This is a genomic window from uncultured Parabacteroides sp. (assembly GCF_947855115.1).
Taxonomy (GTDB): Bacteria; Bacteroidota; Bacteroidia; order Bacteroidales; family Tannerellaceae; genus Parabacteroides.
This window is the reverse complement of record NZ_CANTZW010000040.1, coordinates 1-19,726: the sequence shown is the minus strand read 5'-3', so window position 1 is coordinate 19,726 and position 19,726 is coordinate 1. Positions and strand designations below refer to the sequence as shown.

Annotated in this window: 22 protein-coding genes; 1 reads left to right on the top strand and 21 read right to left on the bottom strand. The window is 46.6% G+C overall.

Features of this window, described 5'->3' with window-relative positions:
* Positions 1-41: 41 nt before the first annotated feature.
* From Q0110_RS17045 to Q0110_RS17020, 6 genes are read right to left on the bottom strand one after another with little or no spacing between them, the layout of a single operon-like run.
* Complete coding sequence (locus tag Q0110_RS17045; RefSeq protein ID WP_297909252.1) at positions 42-575, bottom strand: sensor histidine kinase; 534 nt, start codon at positions 573-575, stop codon at positions 42-44.
* Positions 568-1,314: a PHP domain-containing protein gene (locus tag Q0110_RS17040; protein WP_297909249.1), complete on the bottom strand. Its 747-nt coding sequence runs from the start codon at positions 1,312-1,314 to the stop codon at positions 568-570. Before Q0110_RS17040 ends, Q0110_RS17045 begins: the two co-directional genes overlap by 8 nt.
* Positions 1,311-1,655, bottom strand: coding sequence for a DRTGG domain-containing protein (locus tag Q0110_RS17035; RefSeq protein ID WP_297909246.1), 345 nt, complete (start codon positions 1,653-1,655; stop codon positions 1,311-1,313). The genes Q0110_RS17040 and Q0110_RS17035 overlap by 4 nt, the downstream gene beginning before the upstream one ends.
* Positions 1,642-3,021, bottom strand: coding sequence for a [Fe-Fe] hydrogenase large subunit C-terminal domain-containing protein (locus tag Q0110_RS17030; RefSeq protein ID WP_297909243.1), 1,380 nt, complete (start codon positions 3,019-3,021; stop codon positions 1,642-1,644). The genes Q0110_RS17035 and Q0110_RS17030 overlap by 14 nt, the downstream gene beginning before the upstream one ends.
* 2 nt (positions 3,022-3,023) lie before the next feature.
* The gene (locus Q0110_RS17025; RefSeq protein WP_297909240.1) at positions 3,024-3,449 is read right to left on the bottom strand and encodes an ATP-binding protein; all 426 of its coding nucleotides are present in this window, start codon (positions 3,447-3,449) and stop codon (positions 3,024-3,026) included.
* Positions 3,450-3,467: 18 nt separating this feature from the next.
* The gene (locus tag Q0110_RS17020) at positions 3,468-3,812 is read right to left on the bottom strand and encodes a hypothetical protein (protein ID WP_297909237.1); all 345 of its coding nucleotides are present in this window, start codon (positions 3,810-3,812) and stop codon (positions 3,468-3,470) included.
* Between the two features lie 107 nt (positions 3,813-3,919).
* Between Q0110_RS17020 and Q0110_RS17015 the strand changes: the two genes are divergently transcribed.
* Positions 3,920-5,293, top strand: a complete 1,374-nt coding sequence (locus tag Q0110_RS17015; protein ID WP_297909234.1) for an aminopeptidase P family protein — start codon at positions 3,920-3,922, stop codon at positions 5,291-5,293.
* A gap of 93 nt (positions 5,294-5,386) precedes the next feature.
* On the opposite strand, the gene Q0110_RS17010 is transcribed toward Q0110_RS17015, so the two are convergent.
* The 15 genes from Q0110_RS17010 to Q0110_RS16940 form a co-directional block, all read right to left on the bottom strand.
* Positions 5,387-6,067, bottom strand: a complete 681-nt coding sequence (locus tag Q0110_RS17010) for a hypothetical protein (protein ID WP_297909231.1) — start codon at positions 6,065-6,067, stop codon at positions 5,387-5,389.
* 192 nt (positions 6,068-6,259) lie between these two features.
* On the bottom strand, positions 6,260-6,760 hold the full coding sequence (locus Q0110_RS17005) for a thioredoxin family protein (protein ID WP_297909228.1): 501 nt from the start codon (positions 6,758-6,760) through the stop codon (positions 6,260-6,262).
* 745 nt (positions 6,761-7,505) lie between these two features.
* Positions 7,506-9,620, bottom strand: a complete 2,115-nt coding sequence (locus Q0110_RS17000; protein WP_297909225.1) for a fimbrillin family protein — start codon at positions 9,618-9,620, stop codon at positions 7,506-7,508.
* A 132-nt stretch (positions 9,621-9,752) separates the two neighbouring features.
* The gene (locus tag Q0110_RS16995) at positions 9,753-10,802 is read right to left on the bottom strand and encodes a fimbrillin family protein (protein WP_297909222.1); all 1,050 of its coding nucleotides are present in this window, start codon (positions 10,800-10,802) and stop codon (positions 9,753-9,755) included.
* A 52-nt stretch (positions 10,803-10,854) separates the two neighbouring features.
* A complete protein-coding gene (locus Q0110_RS16990; RefSeq protein ID WP_007855135.1) occupies positions 10,855-11,895 on the bottom strand; it encodes a DUF5119 domain-containing protein in 1,041 nt (346 codons plus the stop codon).
* Positions 11,892-12,779: a DUF3575 domain-containing protein gene (locus tag Q0110_RS16985; protein ID WP_297909218.1), complete on the bottom strand. Its 888-nt coding sequence runs from the start codon at positions 12,777-12,779 to the stop codon at positions 11,892-11,894. Before Q0110_RS16985 ends, Q0110_RS16990 begins: the two co-directional genes overlap by 4 nt.
* A gap of 626 nt (positions 12,780-13,405) precedes the next feature.
* Positions 13,406-14,608 (bottom strand): site-specific integrase, encoded by a 1,203-nt coding sequence (locus tag Q0110_RS16980; protein WP_007855139.1) that lies wholly within the window; start codon positions 14,606-14,608, stop codon positions 13,406-13,408.
* A gap of 27 nt (positions 14,609-14,635) precedes the next feature.
* Complete coding sequence (locus tag Q0110_RS16975) at positions 14,636-15,169, bottom strand: hypothetical protein (RefSeq protein ID WP_007855141.1); 534 nt, start codon at positions 15,167-15,169, stop codon at positions 14,636-14,638.
* Positions 15,170-15,175: 6 nt separating this feature from the next.
* Positions 15,176-16,435 (bottom strand): relaxase, encoded by a 1,260-nt coding sequence (locus tag Q0110_RS16970; protein WP_297909212.1) that lies wholly within the window; start codon positions 16,433-16,435, stop codon positions 15,176-15,178.
* A complete protein-coding gene (locus tag Q0110_RS16965; RefSeq protein WP_007855143.1) occupies positions 16,432-16,869 on the bottom strand; it encodes a hypothetical protein in 438 nt (145 codons plus the stop codon). Before Q0110_RS16965 ends, Q0110_RS16970 begins: the two co-directional genes overlap by 4 nt.
* A gap of 206 nt (positions 16,870-17,075) precedes the next feature.
* Positions 17,076-17,525, bottom strand: coding sequence for a hypothetical protein (locus tag Q0110_RS16960; RefSeq protein ID WP_032951052.1), 450 nt, complete (start codon positions 17,523-17,525; stop codon positions 17,076-17,078).
* 112 nt (positions 17,526-17,637) lie between these two features.
* Entirely contained in the window at positions 17,638-18,111 is a 474-nt protein-coding gene (locus Q0110_RS16955) for a hypothetical protein (RefSeq protein WP_007855144.1), read from the bottom strand.
* Between the two features lie 30 nt (positions 18,112-18,141).
* Positions 18,142-18,384, bottom strand: coding sequence for a helix-turn-helix domain-containing protein (locus tag Q0110_RS16950; RefSeq protein WP_007855145.1), 243 nt, complete (start codon positions 18,382-18,384; stop codon positions 18,142-18,144).
* Between the two features lie 232 nt (positions 18,385-18,616).
* The gene (locus Q0110_RS16945) at positions 18,617-19,030 is read right to left on the bottom strand and encodes a hypothetical protein (protein ID WP_007855151.1); all 414 of its coding nucleotides are present in this window, start codon (positions 19,028-19,030) and stop codon (positions 18,617-18,619) included.
* Positions 19,027-19,647, bottom strand: coding sequence for a hypothetical protein (locus Q0110_RS16940; RefSeq protein WP_007855153.1), 621 nt, complete (start codon positions 19,645-19,647; stop codon positions 19,027-19,029). Before Q0110_RS16940 ends, Q0110_RS16945 begins: the two co-directional genes overlap by 4 nt.
* Positions 19,648-19,726: the final 79 nt, after the last annotated feature.

Here is a 19,726-nt window from a genome sequence, read left to right as displayed (position 1 = left end):
GGATCACAGTTATGAAAATAAATGATCACAAAAAGATCAACTTAGCTTGATGTGACTATTTGATTCGCTATAAACTCCTTTAAATAAAGCATTACCTTGGGATGACTTAATGGCATATCTTCTAGAATTTCTTTCAATTCTTGTGTACTGATATCCAAAGAAACCTTATCCGCATGATATGAGAAACGAATGTTTATATCCGGATTACTGCCTATAAGCATGGCCATTGTACCTGCTAAATCTCCCCAAGGTGGACAATCAATATGAGACGAGACAAAGCGAGCAACGATAACCGTACCTTTACCCTGTATGGAAGATATTTCCACATTCCCACCTGTTTGTTCCGCATTCTGTATCAAGAAAGGTAAGCCTAAACCAATTTTTCGTGTTGTGCGAGTCGTATAAAACGGACTTCGAATTTTAGAAACGGTTTCCGGATCCATACCACAGCCGTTATCTGCGATACGAATACATATCAGTGTGTTCCTTATCTGTATATCGATCTCTATATCAGAAGCATTAGCTCTGATACTGTTGGCAGCTATATCTGTGATATGGAATGCGATATTATCCATGGGAAGCAAATATTGAATGATTATCTTTTCGACTAAAAGCCTTTCGCAATCCTTCGAAGGCTAATTCTTCCGTTTGCCAAATTGAGGGTTGCGTACCTATTTGTTCGGGATGGTGAGCATCCGAGGCTGAATATTGGGTATACTTTTTCAAATACCCGTGAGCAGGCAATAACTTACTGTATCTTTGATAATTATTATATTCCACAGCGTCCAAAGATAAGTCGGGAGCTATAAAACCTAATTGACTGATCAAACTGAACGACGGGCGTTCTACATGAGCTGCCACAAATAAGGCTCCGGCCCTGTGTACTTGAACAGATAGTTGATTTACGCTTTGATCTAAAGCAGAAAGCAAAAGATGTGGGACTTCTCCTAAAATCTCATCTTCCGCATTCACCCAAACTTGATCGCCAAAACGTTTCGGATCATTGGGCACCGGAGGTAAATGTTCCTCTAGATACAACTGGAATTGCCTGCGAGATTCATCGGTCTCAAAATAAACCAAACAATGCGCTTCCTCACGGGTCGTGACCTCTACGCCTGCGAAAACCTTCAATCCTACTCTTTCTCCAAGAAATTGAATCTCCGGGCATTGTAAAGTCGTATTATGGTCTGTAATAGCAATAGCATCCAAGCCTTTCGCTAAAGAACGACGGACGATTTCCGAAGGGCTCATTTCCAGACTACCACATGGAGATAGGCATGTATGAATATGTAAATCAGCCAAATACTGTTTCATTCATTCCCGTTTTGCAGTAACTGATAAATCCTGCCGGAAGCCTCGAACGCCGAAAGTGTGGTTCCTAAAAGAGGGACAGCTTCTTCCCTACCTTTTTGTAAAGTCTCAGTGTCCGGGGAAGACCCGTTCACGATCAATACGGCGGCTACGTCTTTCAGAGTAGCCACAGCCAATAAGTTCTGGTGGGTTTGCATGGTAATCCATAACATATTCTCCTCAATATGTCCCATGACATCACTTAGCAAATCGCTAGTATAGCCTCCTGTTATCTCCGTATCAAGGCCCTTTTCTCCACAAAACACGGTAAGATCCAATATTTTCACTAAATCACAAACCTTCATATTTAGCTCCTTTCTTATAACAATCTTTATTTAAACGATCTTTCCCCCACGTTCTCTCAACGATACGGAAAGCATGCTCTTGATCCAGCTTTCCGTGTTTCTCCATATTACGTTGCATAAACACGCAATCGCTGAATTGAGCCTCGTGGCGCACGATATCCTCAGCTAAGCTTTGGCAATTCGGACTACCGCAAGCACCACAATCAATTCCTGGCAAGTAACACATCAGTTTTCGTACTTGTTCCATTTTCTTTAGCATCTCATCAATCGTTCCATCGTACAATCGTTTAGGATTCGGTTGTACCGGACGGATCGTGATATGTTGTTTCAGATAGGATAAAGCCTCAAAATTATCAGCAGCATATATCATCGGGACTTTATCCCTATTCATGGATCGCTTCATGATACGCTCGGCCGTGAGAAAGCGGTTTGCCACGGCCAATACACCTCCGGCGCAACTACGGTCACAAGCCCTCAGTTCTAGGAAATCCACATTCCGTACCTCGCTGGTCGTTTCCATCCGCTCCAAGAAATCGATAACATTATGGATCTCATCGATCGCAAGGCAACGACCGGAGAAATGCTTGGCCTCCCCTCCTGTTTGGCTCCACCGCATCTCTTTTTTCGTCAATGGCGGGGGTAGTTCACATTCTGGCTCATATCCTCCCGAGCGATTCTTAAGGATGTGGTATGCCTTATTATATAGGGTATCCATATTTATCACGCCTTTGATTGTAGAAGAGTAACCTTCCGCTCCTTTCAACGCTGCTATTTTCGCCGCACAAGGTGTAACATAAAAGATACCAATCTCCTCCGATGGAATCCCCTCCCCTTCCAATACCTTATGATAATAAGTAGCTGAAGCGTTTACCGGAGCTTTCACCAATAAGAGATTATCTACCAATGCCGGAAAACGAACCTGTATCAACCGGACGATGGCGGGACAAAAAGAGCTGATCACCGGTTTCTCCTCCGCATTTTCCATCTGTCGCACCATTTCCTTATGGATCATATCGGCGGTAAACTCTACTTGAAAAACATGGGTGAAGCCCAATTCCATGACAGCGCTAATAATTTCCTTCTCGGTCGTGTATTTCGAGAACTGGCCGATAAACACCGTAGGCATCAACGCTACCCTGCATTTATAATCGAATATACGCTGGAAATCATCCTGCTCCACATAAATAGCCTCTGTCGGACACGATTTCAAGCATTCACCGCAATCCACGCACCAATCCTTATGGATTAGGGCCTTACCATCCTGAATACGAATTGCTCCCGTAGGACATTCTTTCATACAATGCGTGCAACCTATACAACGGTCATTCTCAATCTTCAAGGCATGATAAAAATCAGCTTTTTCCATGGTCACGCTCCTTTTTTATTAAACCACGTGACCATACGTACCGTAGTACCTACATCTACTTGGCTCTCTATCGTTAATTCATCCACGTTCTTCTTCATATTGGGAAGCCCCATCCCGGCACCAAACCCCATCTCGCGTACAGCCTCGGAAGCCGTGGAATACCCCTCGCTCATGGCTAGCGGTATATCCGGGATTCCGGGTCCCTCGTCCTTCAACTCCAAAGATATTTTATCCGCATCCAGTTTTGCCACGACCGTTCCTCTCCAAGCATGGGCCACTACATTCACCTCTGCCTCATAAAGCGCCACTACCACCCTCTTGATGATCCGGGGATCGATGGCCAACTGCTTCAAGACTTTCTTTATCTGGCTAGACGCATATCCCACCTTCGAGAAATTACCACCCTCCAACTCAAACTTAAATAGCATATCTCACGACCTCCTTTCTCAATATATAGGGAGGAGACCTGCGCTATAAAGCTCTCCGACCGTATGATACATAGAATGATCCGTTTCCATAAGAACCATATTGTTCTCATGGGCCAGTTCTAGCATATCCGAGGTTACTTTCTTCCCCCGCACAAAGAGTATATAAGAGACTTCTGCCATCTCTGCGGTACGAATCGTCTGCAAATTACAAAGTCCCGTCACCAGCAATACATTACCGCAATCCAGCGTGAGTACATCGCTCATCAGATCGCTGGCAAAGGCACATTGCACATCGTTCTCCCGTTTCTCCGAGCCACAGACGATGGAGGCATCGGTAAGTTCTTGAATTCTTTGAATCTTCATAAGGTATCAGAGGTTACATTTACCTGGGCTAATGTAAGAAATAATTTCAAATGTCGGCCTAGCATATTACATTAATTACTATCTTTGGTTCACTAAAAATAATCCTTATGTTCAGTAAAGAAACTTATATGGGCCGCCGGGCCAAACTAAAACAAACCATAGGTTCCGGTTTGTTGCTATTTCTCGGGAACGACGAGAGTGGAATGAATTACGCCGATAATACGTATCACTTCCGCCAAGACTCCACTTTCTTGTATTTTTTCGGATTGCCATACGCCGGATTATCCGCTATCATTGATATTGATAACGACAAGGAAATCATTTTTGGCGATGAGTTGACTATAGACGCTATCGTATGGATGGGTACGCAACCCACCTTGAAAGAGAAAAGCGAGGCCGCAGGTATCAAGGAAGTTCGTCCTTTCAAGGAAATCGAGACTTATTTGAAGAACGCCCAGCGAAAAGGCCAACCGATCCATTATCTGCCGACGTATCGTGCGGAGCACCAGATCAAGTTATTCCAATGGCTAGGTATCGTACCTGGAGCGGAGAAACTTTCCGTACCTTTCATCATAGGAGTCGTAAATCAACGGAATTACAAGAGTGAGGAGGAGATCGCCGAGATTGAAAAAGCTTGTATCGTAACCGCCGATATGCATCTGACCGCTATGCGTACCGTACGTCCGGGAATCCGGGAATCGGAGGTAGCCGCTGCCGTAGCGGAAGTCGCTTTCGCCAACAATTATCAACTCTCCTTCCCTATCATCGCTACGATTAACGGGCAGACCCTGCATAACCATGATCATAGTAATCTGATTAAGAGTGGTGACATGTTGTTGCTGGATGCCGGTGCCGAGACCGAGATGGGATATGCCGGAGATATGTCCTCGACTATTCCGGCCGATTCGAAGTTCACGACCCGCCAGAAAGACATCTATGATATCCAAGTAGCCGCTCATGAGGCTGCCGTAGCGGCCTTGCGCCCGGGTATTCCTTTCGTGGATGTATATGAGTTGTCTTGCAAAGTAATCATGGAGGGATTGAAAGACCTTGGTTTCGTGAAAGGAGACCCGATGGAAGCCGTAAAAGCCGGTGCTCACGCCATGTTCATGCCTTGCGGCTTGGGTCATATGATGGGATTGGATGTACACGACATGGAGAATCTGGGAGAGGTATACGTTGGTTATGACGGACAGCCAAAGAGTACGGAATTTGGACGCAAGTCTTTGCGCTTAGGACGCAAACTGGAACCGGGCTTTGTCTTGACCATTGAGCCGGGGGTATATTTCATTCCCGAATTAATGGATTTATGGAAAAGCCAAAACAAGTTCACGGAATTTATCAATTACGAGAAGTTGTTTACATACAAAGATTTCAGTGGCATACGCAACGAGGAAGATTATCTGATCACAGAGAACGGCGCCCGTTTATTAGGAAAGAAGATCCCCTTGCATGCGGAAGAAGTAGAAGCCATTCGATAATCTATACATTATTATATATAACTTATATGAAAGGGAGAGCTTCATCAACTCTCCCTTTTTTACTCGAACGGAAAATAATATGCGCAAAACGATTTAAAACCGATATCCAATACTTAGGAACCCCGAATGCATAAAACGGATTTTAGGCATACTAAGCCTCTCTCCCTCTACAATGAGATTCCTGCCTCCACTATACAAATCAAAATTCGAGAATGCATATCCCGCAGAAAGTATATACTGCCGGTTTATGTCAAGGCTCAGCATACCTTTAATATGGTAAAACAGCGATTTTCCCCCCTTGTTTTTTATATGATCGAACTTTTGAGGTATCCATACTCCGGGAGAATTAGGGATATAATCGATATTAAACTCTTGGTTGACTGGTAGAGGTATGGTCAGTCCGGGAGAAATAACCAAAGAAAGCCCTGTATCTTTATCTTTCCCAAACTTAAAAGCGGGAGTTACCAACTGGATAGCGGGACGCAAGGCGAAGAAATGACAGCCCGGATCATCCCTGTCTGAATCCCAAAACCATAGACCATCTTTTGAAGTTCCCGTATAACTACCCCTATCAATCGTATTGCAAAAAAGCAATCCCATAGTAATACCCACATAAGGGATCGGCAGAAACGTAACAGAAGGCTCTACCTCCCAAGCCGGATAATTATTAAGGGCTCCGGAAATTTCCACTTTCCACATTTGGGATTTTTCTTCCTCTTGCCCCTGTCCACCAAAAGAAAAGATCAAACAGATAAAGATAAGTATAGATCTCATTATATAGGATATTATATTAATCGTTCGTTTACAGTAAAGACAGAGAGTGCTCCCTATCACCCTATCCAGCCACGTTAATAAATCAAAAGCATCTAATAATGAATACGAAACAGAAAAAGAAAGCGTAAATTAATAAAAAAGAGGGCCGTTCCACCATGAAATGGAACAGCCCTCTTTGCTGAATAATACTGATTAATTTTCTTTCAGAATCTCGGTCAGTTTTTCCGGGGTGACGTTGGCGGCGATTATCACTCCCTCATTGTTAATCAAGAAGTTCTTGAAACCTTTTCCTAAATCATACTTCTTGTACAACTCTGACTCCTTACCCAGTCCTTCGTGATATTGCGTCGACAGATCTAACCTGTCAATCTTTACCGTCTCGGTAAAAATGGATTCTTTCTCATCCAAGGAGATCGAACACATCGCAATCTTGTCCGGACCAAACTTGTTAACTTCATTTGCCAATTGCACGTTACGAGCCCGCGATTCCGCATCGTAAGCCGCCCAAAAATTGAGCAACGTGTAACGTCCCGATTGGTTTTGGAAACCAGCTTTATCGCCGTTTCCCAAAAACTCTATTCTCGGGGCCAGATCACCGGGGTTCACACCCTCGGTAAGTCTCGCCTTTTTCGAACCAGCAGACATTCCTAACAATGCTACCGATGCGATGAGAACATAAGCTCTTACCTTCATATTTTCAATTTTACGTTAAACTTAATCGGGGGAATCTCCTGAAGGACAAACTCCCGACTCCTGATTTTCAGGATCGTAAACAGGCATGTTTCTTTCGCTAAAGAGACATTTACTTGCCTTTAGTGGGTGCAAATATAAAACCAAATATATCTTTCCACCAAATTATATAGCTATTTTCTGTAAAATAGCAAGCTTTTTTATATGTTTTAGCGCATAATCTAGCAAAAAATTAACTGTTTTACAACATAAATTTAGAAGTAGACTGTCCGTTTCCATTCTGATCGAACCGTAAATGTATCAAACACCTTTAGCTTCCTTGCCCCTTTCCTTTAAACTGAAGACAAGGAGCCCTTAACGATTCCATCCTTACGTATAGATTATCCTACGGCTGGTGGGCCACTAACCAACTCTACAACTTAACTATCTAATTATTAATTATTTTTATTGACATTGCCAAAGAAAGGTAACAAAAGAGTATCAAGCAGCGATTTTATTTGAAAGTTGGTACAGAACGCACATGTTTTTCGATGCAACATGATTACTCATTTGGATTTGTTGCGCATCATTTACTTTTGCGAAGTTATGGAATTTTTCTGAATTATTCAAGATGAAAATGCTTAATCATGATTAGCATTGCATATGTAATGCTCGATATTATAAACATAACAAACTCCCTCTTCAATTAAGAACAGGGAGTTTGTCATTGCAAGTCTTATGTCTGAATTAGTTTTTATATATCCCTTTTTTAGGGTTTCTTGCGCACGGCACGGACACGGAGATTGACATCACGCTTTTCGATGTTTGTAGAACCTCCTGCCGTGTATTTATAGGCGTTCTCGTTGTCGTTTTCGTCTGTACTCGCTACGGTCGAAGTCCAATATTCGCCTTGCAACGGATATGTTTCGTCTTTCATTTGCGAAGCTTCATTCTTCGCGGGAAGATACCATACCAAGTTTTCCTCTTTAAGAACCGGAACTTGTATTGTTTCGCTGGTGCCCGGTTGCGTTTCTACCGTTTTATTGTATTTATTCTTCATGGCACATGCGCGAGCCGCAAACTCATCGGGGTTCAACGGCAAGACATCGGTCGTTGTTCCACCCCAGTCTTCAAGAATACTTATCAAAGTTGAAACATCGCTCAAACCGTTGAAATTATAAAGTTCCATCGTGTTTTTCAATCCGTTATCGGGGGCTTTAGCAACATTTACTTGAGGTACTTTATCATAGTCAATAGTTACCGATTTGATACTCAATATCCACGTTTCTTTTGTGATGAAATCATTATAGTCTGTAAACCAAGAAAGATAAGCGTTGAGTAGTGCATTTTTTATTAAATCTCCCAAACCGGCATTTTCCATCTCATATGTGATTGTCATTCCTGTTGGCCACAAGAATCCCCATGGATACTCTCCATCTTCAAGACGTTCGCAACCCAAGTTCCCGTTCCAGCTTGGACAGAGCTGGGATATGGTAAATGTCTGCGGTTGGGCATCGGGCATATTGGTGGGTCGAAGTTCGAGAGAAACTTCGCGCGTCTCATCGGTTATGTTTTCCGTGAGGAAAGCATATACAGTAATATCTTCGCCTGTGGCAGTACTGCTGATGGAAGCCCAACCTTTATCTTCTTCAATCCAAAAACCTCGCCTTGTAAGAATAGTCAGGTCGGTATGCAGAGTTACGTTGTCTGGGTCTGTGGAACTCATTGTCCACCCACCGGGTATTTCCTCGGCCTTGATATGAATGGGATAAATCACATAATGAGCATCCTGTATTTCAGGCTCGGAAGTGAACTCCAGTTCGTATTCCGGAGAAATAGACAGCTTGTATGTAACCGTTTGCCCTTGCGGCCATTCCATGCCTCCGATAATAGCTTCAAGGGTACGCTCTTCGCCTGTCACGTTGCTGTGGAACACTACTTCCACCTTCGCGCCTGTCGGTAAGGTTTGCGGTAACATCATAAACGTGGCTTCGCCCGTGGCGACTTCCGTTCCGTCCGTTTCGCTCCCGCTCATCTCTTTATCCAATGACTGCGTGAAGTTAATAACGTCATCGTTCAACGTCCATTCACCGGTTGCCAAGTCGTAAGAACCGTTGTATCGAACGCCTTTCAAGGTTACGCTTCTAATCGTTCCGGGCTGCATTTGGCTGCCGGTCACGAAACGCACAGCGGTACAGATGTGGTTGAAGGTAAGCGACTGCGCTGCGTTATAGTTTCCGGGCGTTTCATCAGGGCTTGCCACTACAATATCTTTCTGGTCGGCTGCGTCCGAAGGAACGGTATATGTGAGCGTCGTGCTTTCGGGTGTTGTCGGTACCGTCTCGAAAGCTCCGGAAACAGGTGCCCACGCATAGAACCGAAGGGTATGCTCGACTCCCGGCCAATAGTACGTGCAGTCGCTGCTCCATAGATTGTTTCCCTTTTTAGTGACATCGGCGTCCATATAGAACTGCTCCTCGACCAGAGTTCCGTTCTTTTTCCAATAGGCCAGCACGTGGAATGAATCGTAAAAATTATCTTTAGAGACAGGTGTACCACGTGTTATGGCTTGCCTGTCCTCGAAAACGGGTGAGTGAATACCGTCGGAAACAATGGCTCGGACACAAAGCGTATCTGCCGAATCCTGCGACCGCAATACAAACCGTTCGGAAGTGTACCCGTCCTCACCACTAACGGTATTTCCCCTCGTCTGTACATTCCCATCAGGAGAGATTCCAAAACAAATATTATCACAAGCATTCCCGGTGATATTACTGTTGTCTTCGAGAATATCCTCGTTATTGCAAGAGAAAAACAGCAGACATGACAGCACTGCTGCCATGCCGCTTGTCGTTAAATTCGTTCTTTTCCTATGTCCGTTCATTGCTGTCTTTTTTAGTTATTTGTCCGGAGCAGTATTCTCCGGCTATTAGTGAGTGTAAGGGGAACATTCAACCCCTTACACCCTGTAACTCCGCTCTTTCGGAAATTATTCCGACAAATAAAAAAACTGGGATTATTCACCTACAGTGGGAATATTCACCGTCTGATCCTGATTCTCCTTATTCCAGTCTTCAATATTAGTTACCTCAAATACAATAGGTTTGAGCTGAGCATCTGGGTCATCCGGATCCACAACGATATTATCACTTGTCAGAGTAGCCTTGAAATCGTAGCAGTAGCCGAGTTCCAGTTCAACATTGCTAATGGTGGCTGTATGATTGTATGTACCCATAGGAACAGTTCCATTAAGCAATTTTACCGTGAAAGTCACATTGTAGCTTTCAGAGGATTCTGTCGGGATCATCAGTTTTTCGTAATATGTTTCACCTTCACCATTATGTTCAATGGCTTCGGCTACATCCTGGCTGTTACCAACAGCACCGAAATCAAGTTCGAGCGAGGGGGCAGTAACTTCGCTCCAAGCGTTTTGTTTTTCAGAATTTATCGTAAGAGTACCCGATTTCTTCGCATTCGTAATCTTTACATCGGTTACTTCGATGTTATAAGGTTCTCCCACATTATTTGCAAATGAGAATTTTACCTTTGCAAGCTGGTGGTAGAAATTAAACGAAACGGGTATGGGAGACGCCATAAAATTGTCGTTTGCATCAACAGGATCTGCGGAGGCATGGAGCAGGTCTGTTGCACCATCGTTAGTGAATGATACGGTCATACCCACTTTATAGTCAGTCGTGGACGCACCTTCTAATGTTTCATTGGCTACTGTTGTATTTGCAGGAGCAATGGCAGCAAAGGCATACTGGTTATCTTTTACCCAAAACTGCTGCGGAGTATAAGTCCATGAGTTGCCATTATCACTACTTGTTACAGTGGTACCATCAAAAATCTGACCGTTCTGCGTGAAACCGTACACGGCGAAACTGCCTAAAGTTTCTTTTTTGAAACTCGGATCGACAATGCTGCGTGTTCCGTTGTTCACAAATGCATTCGTGAAACTGATAGCCTTTGTCTTTGACTGAGGCATGTCCATTGTCTCATCATTGCTGCAACTTGCCAGCATTGCGGCAGCAGCAATTCCCATAAAGAAAAGATTCTTTTTCATGTTGCTGAAATTTTTAAGTAAAATGTTAATGATTAGTAAAAACTATTTATCTTTAAAGAGGGAGTTCGACATCTTCGTACTCGCCCCAATCTTCCACGTCCACCTCGAAGCCGGAACCGCCTTCCGTTCCGTCCTCGTCGGAAATCTCGATACCGCTCACTACGATGACCCCTCCCTGCGGCTGTACGGCGACCTGATCGGTCACGTCGAAATCGAACGACTTGACTTTCCCGTTCTTCAGGCGCACTTCAAGGTTCAGCCCATAACGGCGTTCGGCACGTGCCGTGTAGTGTTCGTTCGGGTAGTCCGGTATGCCGAACGAGTGGACGCAGGCCTGTGCTCCGAAATCTTCCACGCTGCAGTCATATAATATGGTAACTGCCTCTTCGGAGGTGCGTCCGCTGTTCAGCCATACCGCACCCGCCATACCCGCCAAGGCTCCGCGTGCCAGCGCCACGTATTCCAGCCCGTGACTGAACTCGTAACGCACCAGATAGGTAAAAACCAACGGGTGCATGGTCACGGGCAGTTCGTCGGTCTCCGTCTTGCGCTCGGCCGTGTAGTTTTCCATGTAGTTGCCATAGAGCATATCGGGGGCATTCACCGTGTTTTCGACGGTATTTTCCATGTACGGATTGCCCCCATACGATGCACGGGTACGTGTACGGGTCGTGGCCTTTGCCGATGCGAACGAGTTCATGTCATCGAAGACAATGTATTCCGTGTCATTGTTGTAGAGCAGCAGGGAATGTTCTCCCGGACGCATCCGCACGATGTCACCTTCGGGTGCCACGTTCAGGACGTTGTTGGTACCGTCCTCGTTATATACCTGTATGCGCAACCCGTCGGGAGCGTCGGGACACAACTCGTGGTAGTCCATACCGAACCTGCTCTCCCATGCGGGATATTGCTCCCAGTCGGGACCTCCCTCGCAGGTATGTTCCCATTCCTTTTCATACACGGCTTTTATATGCACGTCCGATTTCGGAGCATGTGCATCGTGATCGAAACACAAGTCCTTGTGTTCGCAGGAAGAAAACACCGTCAGCATTCCTGCCAACAGGGAAACGTATCTTATCGTGTATTTCATCATTTCATACCTCCTTTCCTGTTATTGCTGTTGCCTCGTCCGAGCAACCATACCAGAGAGATTTCCGCTTTGGTCGGTCCGAACCAGTGCCGTTTTTTTGTGGATTCCCACACGTCGTGTCCGTCAAGAGGGCTGTAGGTATAATATTTTCCTCCCCAATAGCCCACGCCGATAGTAAAGTCTATGTTCAGCCTCCGTGCTATCGGCAGCGAATAACCGTATTCCACACCCATGGCATAATTGGGGCTGTTCCAAAGCGTTTTTCCGGGACGGCCTCCCATATAACCGGTCCCTCCCCACTCAAAGTCGTAAGTGAACACCTGCCCATAGAGTCCCAGATGATGTCCTGTCAGCGGCTTTTCCGCAGCTTTCCTGCCCAGCCACTTGCGCACGGCGATGTCGCCGCCGTAGATGCGCCAATAGCGATGCTTGCTGTTCTTGTCCCACCAGCCGTACATCCAGCTTCCGCTTACCGACCAATTCTTGCCCAGATAGAATTCGATGCCGATGTTGGGCACGGCCAACACGTCATAGAGCATGTTGGTCTTGACGGCCATGTAGAAAGGTTTCCGCTCTTCATGTTCCGGTACGATTACCTGCGATATGAGCGTGTCTGTTTTCTGAACGACGGCAACGGTATCCATAGTCGGCCCCGCCTGTAATTCAACCTTGTCGCTTTTTATTATCGGTTTTTGCCGTACCGTCACGAATATGACACCAGCATTGCGTACCTGTGGAAAGAAACGTTCCAGCATATAGTACCAAGTACGCCCGTACTGCAATTCCATCAAATGCTTCTTTTTGCTGTCGATCAAAATCCCTTTGTCGTCATACGTGTATTCGGGAACATTTCGCAGCACATCCACGGCTTCCCCCTTGTGAGGCATGTCCGACTGTTCCACCAGACTGGCCAGACGTTCCCAAGCGATGGTGGCATCGCAACGGGTGATGATGCTGTCCGGAAGTGAAATACGTCTGAGCACGTAATTCTCCACTGCCGCACGGCGTTTTTCCGCCAGCCTTCGGTTGATTCCAGCAGACCCTTCCGGTGAAGCAGAACCGCAGAAGGACACCTCGACCAGATCGAGTGCCTCGTCATTTTTAACGGTTTCCAAAAACGATACGATTTCCGCCAGACGTTCGGCGTTATTTACATAGGCTGTGTCCAGCGTACTCTTACCGACACGGAAATCTATACAGATTTCCTTCCGGCTTTCCTGTCCGAAAAGATGAACGCTCCCGAACAGAGTGAATACCAATACTATAAAACTTTTTGTCCGCATTTCGATTTTCTTTTTATCCCCTTCTTACCAAGAGGGGGATAAAAAGAAAAATGCACTAATAATCAATATGTTTCGTTTGGCAAAAATTAAAATTTGCCAAACAATTATATGTTTTTGGGCAGAGAAAAAGTATTTATCTCGGATTAGATTCTTTGTTTTCGTTTCTTTTTCATACCTTTGCAGCGGTTAATCTCCCTCTTGGTAAGAGGTAACATTTTTTGCCTGACATTCTACCTTAATTTTTTCAATATCAAATCATTCGCTTTGTCTATCGTTGAATTGTCCAAAGAGGCAAGATATATTTGCGTGGTATTTTCCGAATCATGCCCCATACCCGCACTGATGACCGACAGGGGAATGTTCTGACTTTTAGCGATACTGGCCCATGAATGGCGGCTAACGTACATCGTGAGTTTGGCTTGTAGGCCGATTGATACGGATATTTCCTTGAGCTTGTTGTTGACCAGACGGAGCGCATTTCTGTACTGCAACCGTTCGTTCCGGTCTGTCTTGATGATTGGCAGCAAATAGCCGTTTTCATTTGCCGGGTATTTGTCGATAATCTCCTGCATGGATTTTTCCCACTTGATGAATAATTGCTGCCCCGTCTTTCGTCTGCGATAGGAAAGGATGCCGTTCTGCAAATCCTTCTTCTTGAGATATGCCATGTCGATGAACGACATTCCGCGTGTGTAGAATGAGAACAGGAACATATCCCTTGCAAAATCCAATGAGGATTTGAACGACAGATCCAAATCTTTAATCCGTTTGATGATTTTCAAGGGGACAGCACGCTTGACCGTCTTGTCAATTCCGGTATAGACATGCTTGAAAGGATACCGTTGCACGGTCATTTCTTTTTCCACTGCCCGGTTGTACACAGCACGAAGAATCCGGTTATAAAAGGAAACGGTGTTCATAGCTACGCCGTAAGACTTCAAACTGGCTTCGTATTCCGTCATCAGGTCTGAATCAATTTCGTTCAGCGAAATATCGTTCCCATTCCGAAAACGTTTGAAACTATTGAAGGCGGTAATGTAATTTTCCGCTGTCCGTTCCTTTCCTAATCGTTTCAGTTGGAGAATGACCTCCTCCATAAACTCGAAAAAGGATACTCCCCGTTTCGTTTCATGAAACAGTCTTACTATCTCTTCAGTAGCAAATTCACGCTTATCGCAGTTTAAGCCGTTTATAATTTTGTCCAGCCGATTCATATCCCGGCGTATTTTTTGTGCAATAGCAAGAATAGCGGCTGTCCGTTCGCTCACCGGTGTCGCAACAAGTCTTGACTGTTTATCATCCCACTCGTATGAAAAAACTTTGTATTCTGTCGTGATTTGCCTGACGACACGGCGGTGAGTTACAAAATAGACGATAGAACCCGGACGACCTTCTACTGTCGACGGGCGAAATTTTACTTTTACTGTGGCCATACTTATATTCTTTAATTTGATAATGTTTCATTGTTTTAACTTTCGGCATATAAAAATGGTCAGCGTAACACAGACAATGAGAAAAGCGACGGCACAGCCAAGCATTTCCCATAATAATGCACTATGTATGAGACGAGCATTTGCAGCGCAGGTACAGATAAAGGCCGCCGTAAGGGAGATGATTATCTCGACCATACACCAAAAAGCGGTTGCGGAGATAAGCACACGTTCATTCGCCGAGAAGCGTCTGGCCAACTTCGCGCACTCGCTTTCCATCCTGTCGACCATCTTTTGGCAGATTTTCTCTCCTTCCTGTTCAAGTACCTGTCTGGATTCCTCGCTGACAGAAACCGTGCTCGCTCTATGCAAGGAAGAAACAGCCCCGTCCACTTTGGGCAGGGCTTCCGAAAGTCTGCTTTCGAGCTTTTCCACATTGGCATTGAGAAGACGGATGGCTTCATAATTGTTTTCCAATGCGCCGGCCATGCGGTCTTTCTCCTGCATTTTTTCGGCAGCGGGAAGCGCCTCGTCTATTTCCGAGAAATCGAATTTCCTATTCATAGGCTGTTATCTTTTCCGTTCTGTCTTCGGTTTCTTTCCGATCACCCTTGCCGCTTCACGGGCGCATCGGCGTGCCCATTCCCGTTCATCCTCGTCCTCGCGTCTTCCCCAAGGCAGGTCGTTGGAACCGCCGCCCCCACCGCCCGAAAGAACAGCCGGAGCATCGAGCATCCCGACGAAAAGTGCCACCGCCATGTCCGTAAGGTCGCGGCTGTTGGCCGTCTCGCGGTAGTCGAACTCGTCATTGAATACGTCCAACGCTTCATCGGGAATGAAGAACCTGCGGCTTTCCTCGTCAATGTCAATATGATACGGGCTGGTGCCGGAACGATAAACGGTATATTGCGGAACCGGTGCTGTTCTTTGTACCTGAACTGAAGTCTGTCGGGGCATGACTGATGTCGTTCCTTTCACTGGAATCGTAACGGGACGTGTTATAACAGCAGCCGACGAAGTTTGTTTAGCCGTTTTGGAAACTGCATGCAGTTTTTTCCACGTGCTTTCGAGTTTGCTCGCCATGAAATTGCGCCCCCTGCCGAGTTCGGAAGCCTTGTATCTGGCATTGCCTTTCTTCAGCACATAACCGCGCAATATTTTCTTGTTGTCGCGCAGCTCCCAAAATTCATAGCCCTTGCTCCGGAGTCTGGCCACGTACTCGTCCCATGACCAGCTTTCCATTGATTGCAGAGTTTCCATGCAGTCCCGGTTCACCTGTCCGATGTTCGTTTCCCGTACCTTGGCGGCGGTCGTCCAGCCCCGTTTCAAGGCCACGCGCTCGGCTGCACGCTGTGCCCGCAGGTGGATGTCATGGTCGTTGTTGATATTTCCTCGTTCATCAATACGGCAGAACGCACCGTGGAGGTGGGGAATGCCGCTTTTGGATTCCAAATGCAGCCGCACTGTGCCCTTGCTGCCTTTTAAGTTGGTTTTCGGGGAATAGGTCTTGCCGTTCTTGTCAAGCAGTTCGATGTTATCGAACTCACTCATGAAGTCGTCCCACAACCTTTGCCAGTCATCGATGGTAAAGTCTTTGGTGTGTTCCTTCGCAGGGCTGACCTCGATGCGGATAACGGAATTTCTGACCCGTTTGAACTTCTCCAGCGTCAGTTGCATGGAATCCCATATTCCGGTGGCATCCAGACCGGGCGGCAGCAAATTATCCTTAACGTGGAAGATGAGTTCGGGATGTTTCTTGTTCCTCGATTCTCCCGTAATGTACCTGATGTCATTTATCCCGTGGGAAATGGATTTCGCTTTTCCTATCATGTTTCCTCCTCCCCGTCTTCACCTTTCCTTGTCTCGTCGGGCAGGCGGTTGGAAAACCGTACCTTGTCGAGCACGTCCGTGATACGCTCGGCCAGCCTGCCGAGTTCCTTGAGCCATTCGAGCATGAAAGGGTAACTGTTAAACATCTGCCTGCGTTTCTCCGGGTTCATGCCACGAAGGGCAGATGCGTAATTCACAAGGTCGCTGCGACATCCTATAAGGGTCTCCATGACCGCCTCCTGCCTTGCAGTCAGCCTCGCTTTCGGCTTGTAATTGAAACTTCTTGCCAACACGTAGCTGCTGACGGTCATGCCGCACTCGGCAGCAAGACGGTGGATATGCTGTTTCTGTTCCGCGGTGACTTTGGCACCGATGTATTCAGTACGGCTGCCGCCGGACGGGAATGATGTTTTTTCTCTGTTGTCTTCTGTCATAACTGTTGTTTTATAAAGGTTAAGCGGTGCGAGTTTGCGAGCGCCGCAACCGGCGAACTGCCAGTGAGCCGCGAGAGCGCCAAGGAATGACTGACCGAAGGGAGGTTATACCTTGGCATATCTCGAAACTGAAAGACGTTTTCACTTCTCCTGCGGCCTGCCTCCGCTGCCGAATAAATACCATTTAAAGGCTGTTCAAATGCCACTTAAATGCCATTCAGGGCTGGATTGCAAAGGTTTATGATGTGGCAGTTCTGAAAGTCCGTCCAGCCCTCGACACAGGTCACGGAAGCAATGGAAGCGGTTTTGGAAGCGTCTACCGCTATCATGCCCAGTCTTTCCATCGTTGCAAGGAGATTGCGGATTCTTTTTCTCCCTACGTTCCATTCTTCCGCAAGTCTGGTTTCCGAGAACTGGAACTGTCCGGGCTGCAATTCCTGCGGCCTGCGGAATGAAGCGCCCCTGCTGGGTGACAGACACATCCGTGAGAGCAGATCATAAAAGAGAGTGTAGTTACCGATTGTATTGTTACCGTTATCTTTCGTTGTTCCACCGAGCCATTCGATTGCCTCTGCAGTAAGGTGGATGCGGATTGTACGGAATCCCTGCGGCTTTTTGAAAAGGGATGTTTCCTTGTTCCTCTTGTTTTCTTGCATAATTCAGTAAAAAAATAAGGGAATGGGGTACCGGAGCAACTTGCAACAGTTTCGATAAGATGTCGTGCGTGGGAGTTTCCTTGCCCGCCCGATACTCTGTTCCGGTTTAACATCAGTTTCGATTCACGTTGGCGACGGGCTGGGATTGCAGGTGTTGCCGTGCGTCCTCCACCACCTTGAAGTCGGAAGAGATTTTCATCAGCGCGACGCTGACGCGACAAAGCTGGCCGATGTCGACAAAATCCTTGACGGCTCCCATCAGTTTTTGCGCACGTTCCTGACGGTGTTTCATCACGGCCTCGCCGCTTGTCCCGTTTTCTTTGGTAAGCCCGTGGTTGAGAAAACGGTTGACTGCCAGCATGTCGGTCGCCTCAATCGTTGCGGTATCGCCATTGCCCGTCCCGTAACCGACCATGACCCGTATGGAATCGGCCTCGTAGGGGGAACAGCCGCGAAGGAAGTCCAGAATGGTCTGCGCCTTTGCACTGATTACAGGTCTGCTCTCTTTCTTTTTCTGCTCCTTGTTCGGGGAATCTTGAACCGTGGTATTCCTGATACCCGGCTCCATGTTCTTTGAATTGTCCATGATTGCATTGTTCTAAAAAAGGTTGATAAATCATTTGTTTTTCTCACGTGATACCAGATAGCGGGATGCTTCGCTGTCAATTTCGTCCTGCGATTGCACCCGTACCCGTTTCATCCATGCGTCGAGGTCTTCCTTGGCGAAGAAGCACAGCTTGCCGCCCGGCTTGTAGTAAGGGATTGCGCGGCGCATCATCATCTTGTAGAGATAGCTCGGCTTCAGTCCGAGATAACGGGCTGCTTCCGTTGTGGTCATTAAATTGCGTTCACTTTCCATATACGTTCATTTTTATTGTTACTTGTCCTTTTGAGGAGTCGGAATTTGCTGTTTTTCAGCCTTTTGTTTTCTTCTGTTTCCGATGCAAAGTTAAGTTTGCCCCAAGGTGGGTCAATGGGGGACGAATGGGGAAAGTGTATAAAAAGAAAATGCGCCATACCGTTGTGTATGAACGGTATAGCGCATGGATATAATGGGAAGATGCCAGGCTGAATGGGGAAATGGCGGGCAGCTATGGGGTGTTGTTCAGCCGTCGGGCGTTTTCAACGGCCTTGTCGATGGATTTACGGAAATCTTGGTTTTCTTTTGTAGCACCTTTGTTGCAAACGTCGCTGCGGTGCTTGTCGTAATATGATTTGGATATGCCGCAGCGTTTCAAAAACTCTTCTGCCCAAAGTCTGCCGCGTTCACGCGGCCTGATGGTCTGGGAAACCGAATACACCATGTAACAGATACGCAGGTTCTCTTTCGGGCGCACGATGACCGTCCGCTCGGTGGGTTTCAGGTTCAGGAAGTTCACGAAGTCGCTGCCCGACAGGTACTCGAACTGGTAGTCGTTGCACACCTCGTAGATGAACAGACACAGAGCGAGGTCAACGGTGTCCATCCATGCGACGGTCTCTTGCAGCAGGCTCGCACGGTTCATGGCTCTCCCTCCTTCATGCGTCTGATGTCGGAGATGATACTTCCGGCGATTCCTTGCAGACGCTCCACCAGCACGTCGAGGAACATCGGTTTGAAACAATAGACAGAAAAATTCCGGTCACGTTCCTGCACCCACTCTATATATAATAGGTTCGCATGCGCGTGGGCCCCGTCATACTTTGCCTTTGCCGCACCGCATTTCGCATCGAGCGACCTGTATTCTTCCGAATCCAGAGGCAGGAAATCCAATCGACCGCTCATCGCTGAATATTTGCGCCAAAGTTCAGCAGCGACGGTTTTCGCTTTCTCGTACCGAAGTTCAAACGGTTCGAGATGTTTCTCGAAAAGGAATTCAAAGTCCACGGTCTGCAATGGTGTCCTGTCGAGTGAGAGGAATTTGTTCGTTTCCGAAAGAAGGGAAGAAGAAAAGTCCAGAAGTTGTCCGGGGTTCTCCTTTATCAGACAGGCAGCCTCCTTGACAAGAAGGTTCGTGTCATTGAAATCCTGATAGAACAGGGATAACGGCAAAGCCTGTTCAAAAGACAAGCCGCCTTGTCCGTAAGTGGCCAGAAGCAAGTTTACTTCATGCAATCGTTGCGTTATTTGCCGTATCATCATAACCGTCAGGAATTGAAAAGGTCATCCATCGTCACCTCGCTGTGGACGATGCTTCTGTTCTTGCCATTGGCCACGCCAT

What these genes read in the sequence shown, in the direction of transcription:
- Q0110_RS17000 (WP_297909225.1), bottom strand. Translation starts at nt 9,620, where the DNA reads ATGAACGGACATAGGAAAAGAACGAATTTAACGACAAGCGGCATGGCA.
- Q0110_RS16975 (WP_007855141.1), bottom strand. Translation starts at nt 15,169, where the DNA reads ATGAATAGGAAATTCGATTTCTCGGAAATAGACGAGGCGCTTCCCGCT.
- Q0110_RS17015 (WP_297909234.1), top strand. Translation starts at nt 3,920, where the DNA reads ATGTTCAGTAAAGAAACTTATATGGGCCGCCGGGCCAAACTAAAACAA.
- Q0110_RS17020 (WP_297909237.1), bottom strand. Translation starts at nt 3,812, where the DNA reads ATGAAGATTCAAAGAATTCAAGAACTTACCGATGCCTCCATCGTCTGT.
- Q0110_RS16970 (WP_297909212.1), bottom strand. Translation starts at nt 16,435, where the DNA reads ATGATAGGAAAAGCGAAATCCATTTCCCACGGGATAAATGACATCAGG.
- Q0110_RS16945 (WP_007855151.1), bottom strand. Translation starts at nt 19,030, where the DNA reads ATGAACCGTGCGAGCCTGCTGCAAGAGACCGTCGCATGGATGGACACC.
- Q0110_RS16950 (WP_007855145.1), bottom strand. Translation starts at nt 18,384, where the DNA reads ATGGAAAGTGAACGCAATTTAATGACCACAACGGAAGCAGCCCGTTAT.
- Q0110_RS17005 (WP_297909228.1), bottom strand. Translation starts at nt 6,760, where the DNA reads ATGAAGGTAAGAGCTTATGTTCTCATCGCATCGGTAGCATTGTTAGGA.
- Q0110_RS16980 (WP_007855139.1), bottom strand. Translation starts at nt 14,608, where the DNA reads ATGGCCACAGTAAAAGTAAAATTTCGCCCGTCGACAGTAGAAGGTCGT.
- Q0110_RS17025 (WP_297909240.1), bottom strand. Translation starts at nt 3,449, where the DNA reads ATGCTATTTAAGTTTGAGTTGGAGGGTGGTAATTTCTCGAAGGTGGGA.
- Q0110_RS16995 (WP_297909222.1), bottom strand. Translation starts at nt 10,802, where the DNA reads ATGAAAAAGAATCTTTTCTTTATGGGAATTGCTGCTGCCGCAATGCTG.
- Q0110_RS17035 (WP_297909246.1), bottom strand. Translation starts at nt 1,655, where the DNA reads ATGAAGGTTTGTGATTTAGTGAAAATATTGGATCTTACCGTGTTTTGT.
- Q0110_RS17030 (WP_297909243.1), bottom strand. Translation starts at nt 3,021, where the DNA reads ATGGAAAAAGCTGATTTTTATCATGCCTTGAAGATTGAGAATGACCGT.
- Q0110_RS17010 (WP_297909231.1), bottom strand. Translation starts at nt 6,067, where the DNA reads ATGAGATCTATACTTATCTTTATCTGTTTGATCTTTTCTTTTGGTGGA.
- Q0110_RS16960 (WP_032951052.1), bottom strand. Translation starts at nt 17,525, where the DNA reads ATGCAAGAAAACAAGAGGAACAAGGAAACATCCCTTTTCAAAAAGCCG.
- Q0110_RS16985 (WP_297909218.1), bottom strand. Translation starts at nt 12,779, where the DNA reads ATGCCTCACAAGGGGGAAGCCGTGGATGTGCTGCGAAATGTTCCCGAA.
- Q0110_RS16955 (WP_007855144.1), bottom strand. Translation starts at nt 18,111, where the DNA reads ATGGACAATTCAAAGAACATGGAGCCGGGTATCAGGAATACCACGGTT.
- Q0110_RS16990 (WP_007855135.1), bottom strand. Translation starts at nt 11,895, where the DNA reads ATGATGAAATACACGATAAGATACGTTTCCCTGTTGGCAGGAATGCTG.
- Q0110_RS16965 (WP_007855143.1), bottom strand. Translation starts at nt 16,869, where the DNA reads ATGACAGAAGACAACAGAGAAAAAACATCATTCCCGTCCGGCGGCAGC.
- Q0110_RS17045 (WP_297909252.1), bottom strand. Translation starts at nt 575, where the DNA reads ATGGATAATATCGCATTCCATATCACAGATATAGCTGCCAACAGTATC.
- Q0110_RS16940 (WP_007855153.1), bottom strand. Translation starts at nt 19,647, where the DNA reads ATGATGATACGGCAAATAACGCAACGATTGCATGAAGTAAACTTGCTT.
- Q0110_RS17040 (WP_297909249.1), bottom strand. Translation starts at nt 1,314, where the DNA reads ATGAAACAGTATTTGGCTGATTTACATATTCATACATGCCTATCTCCA.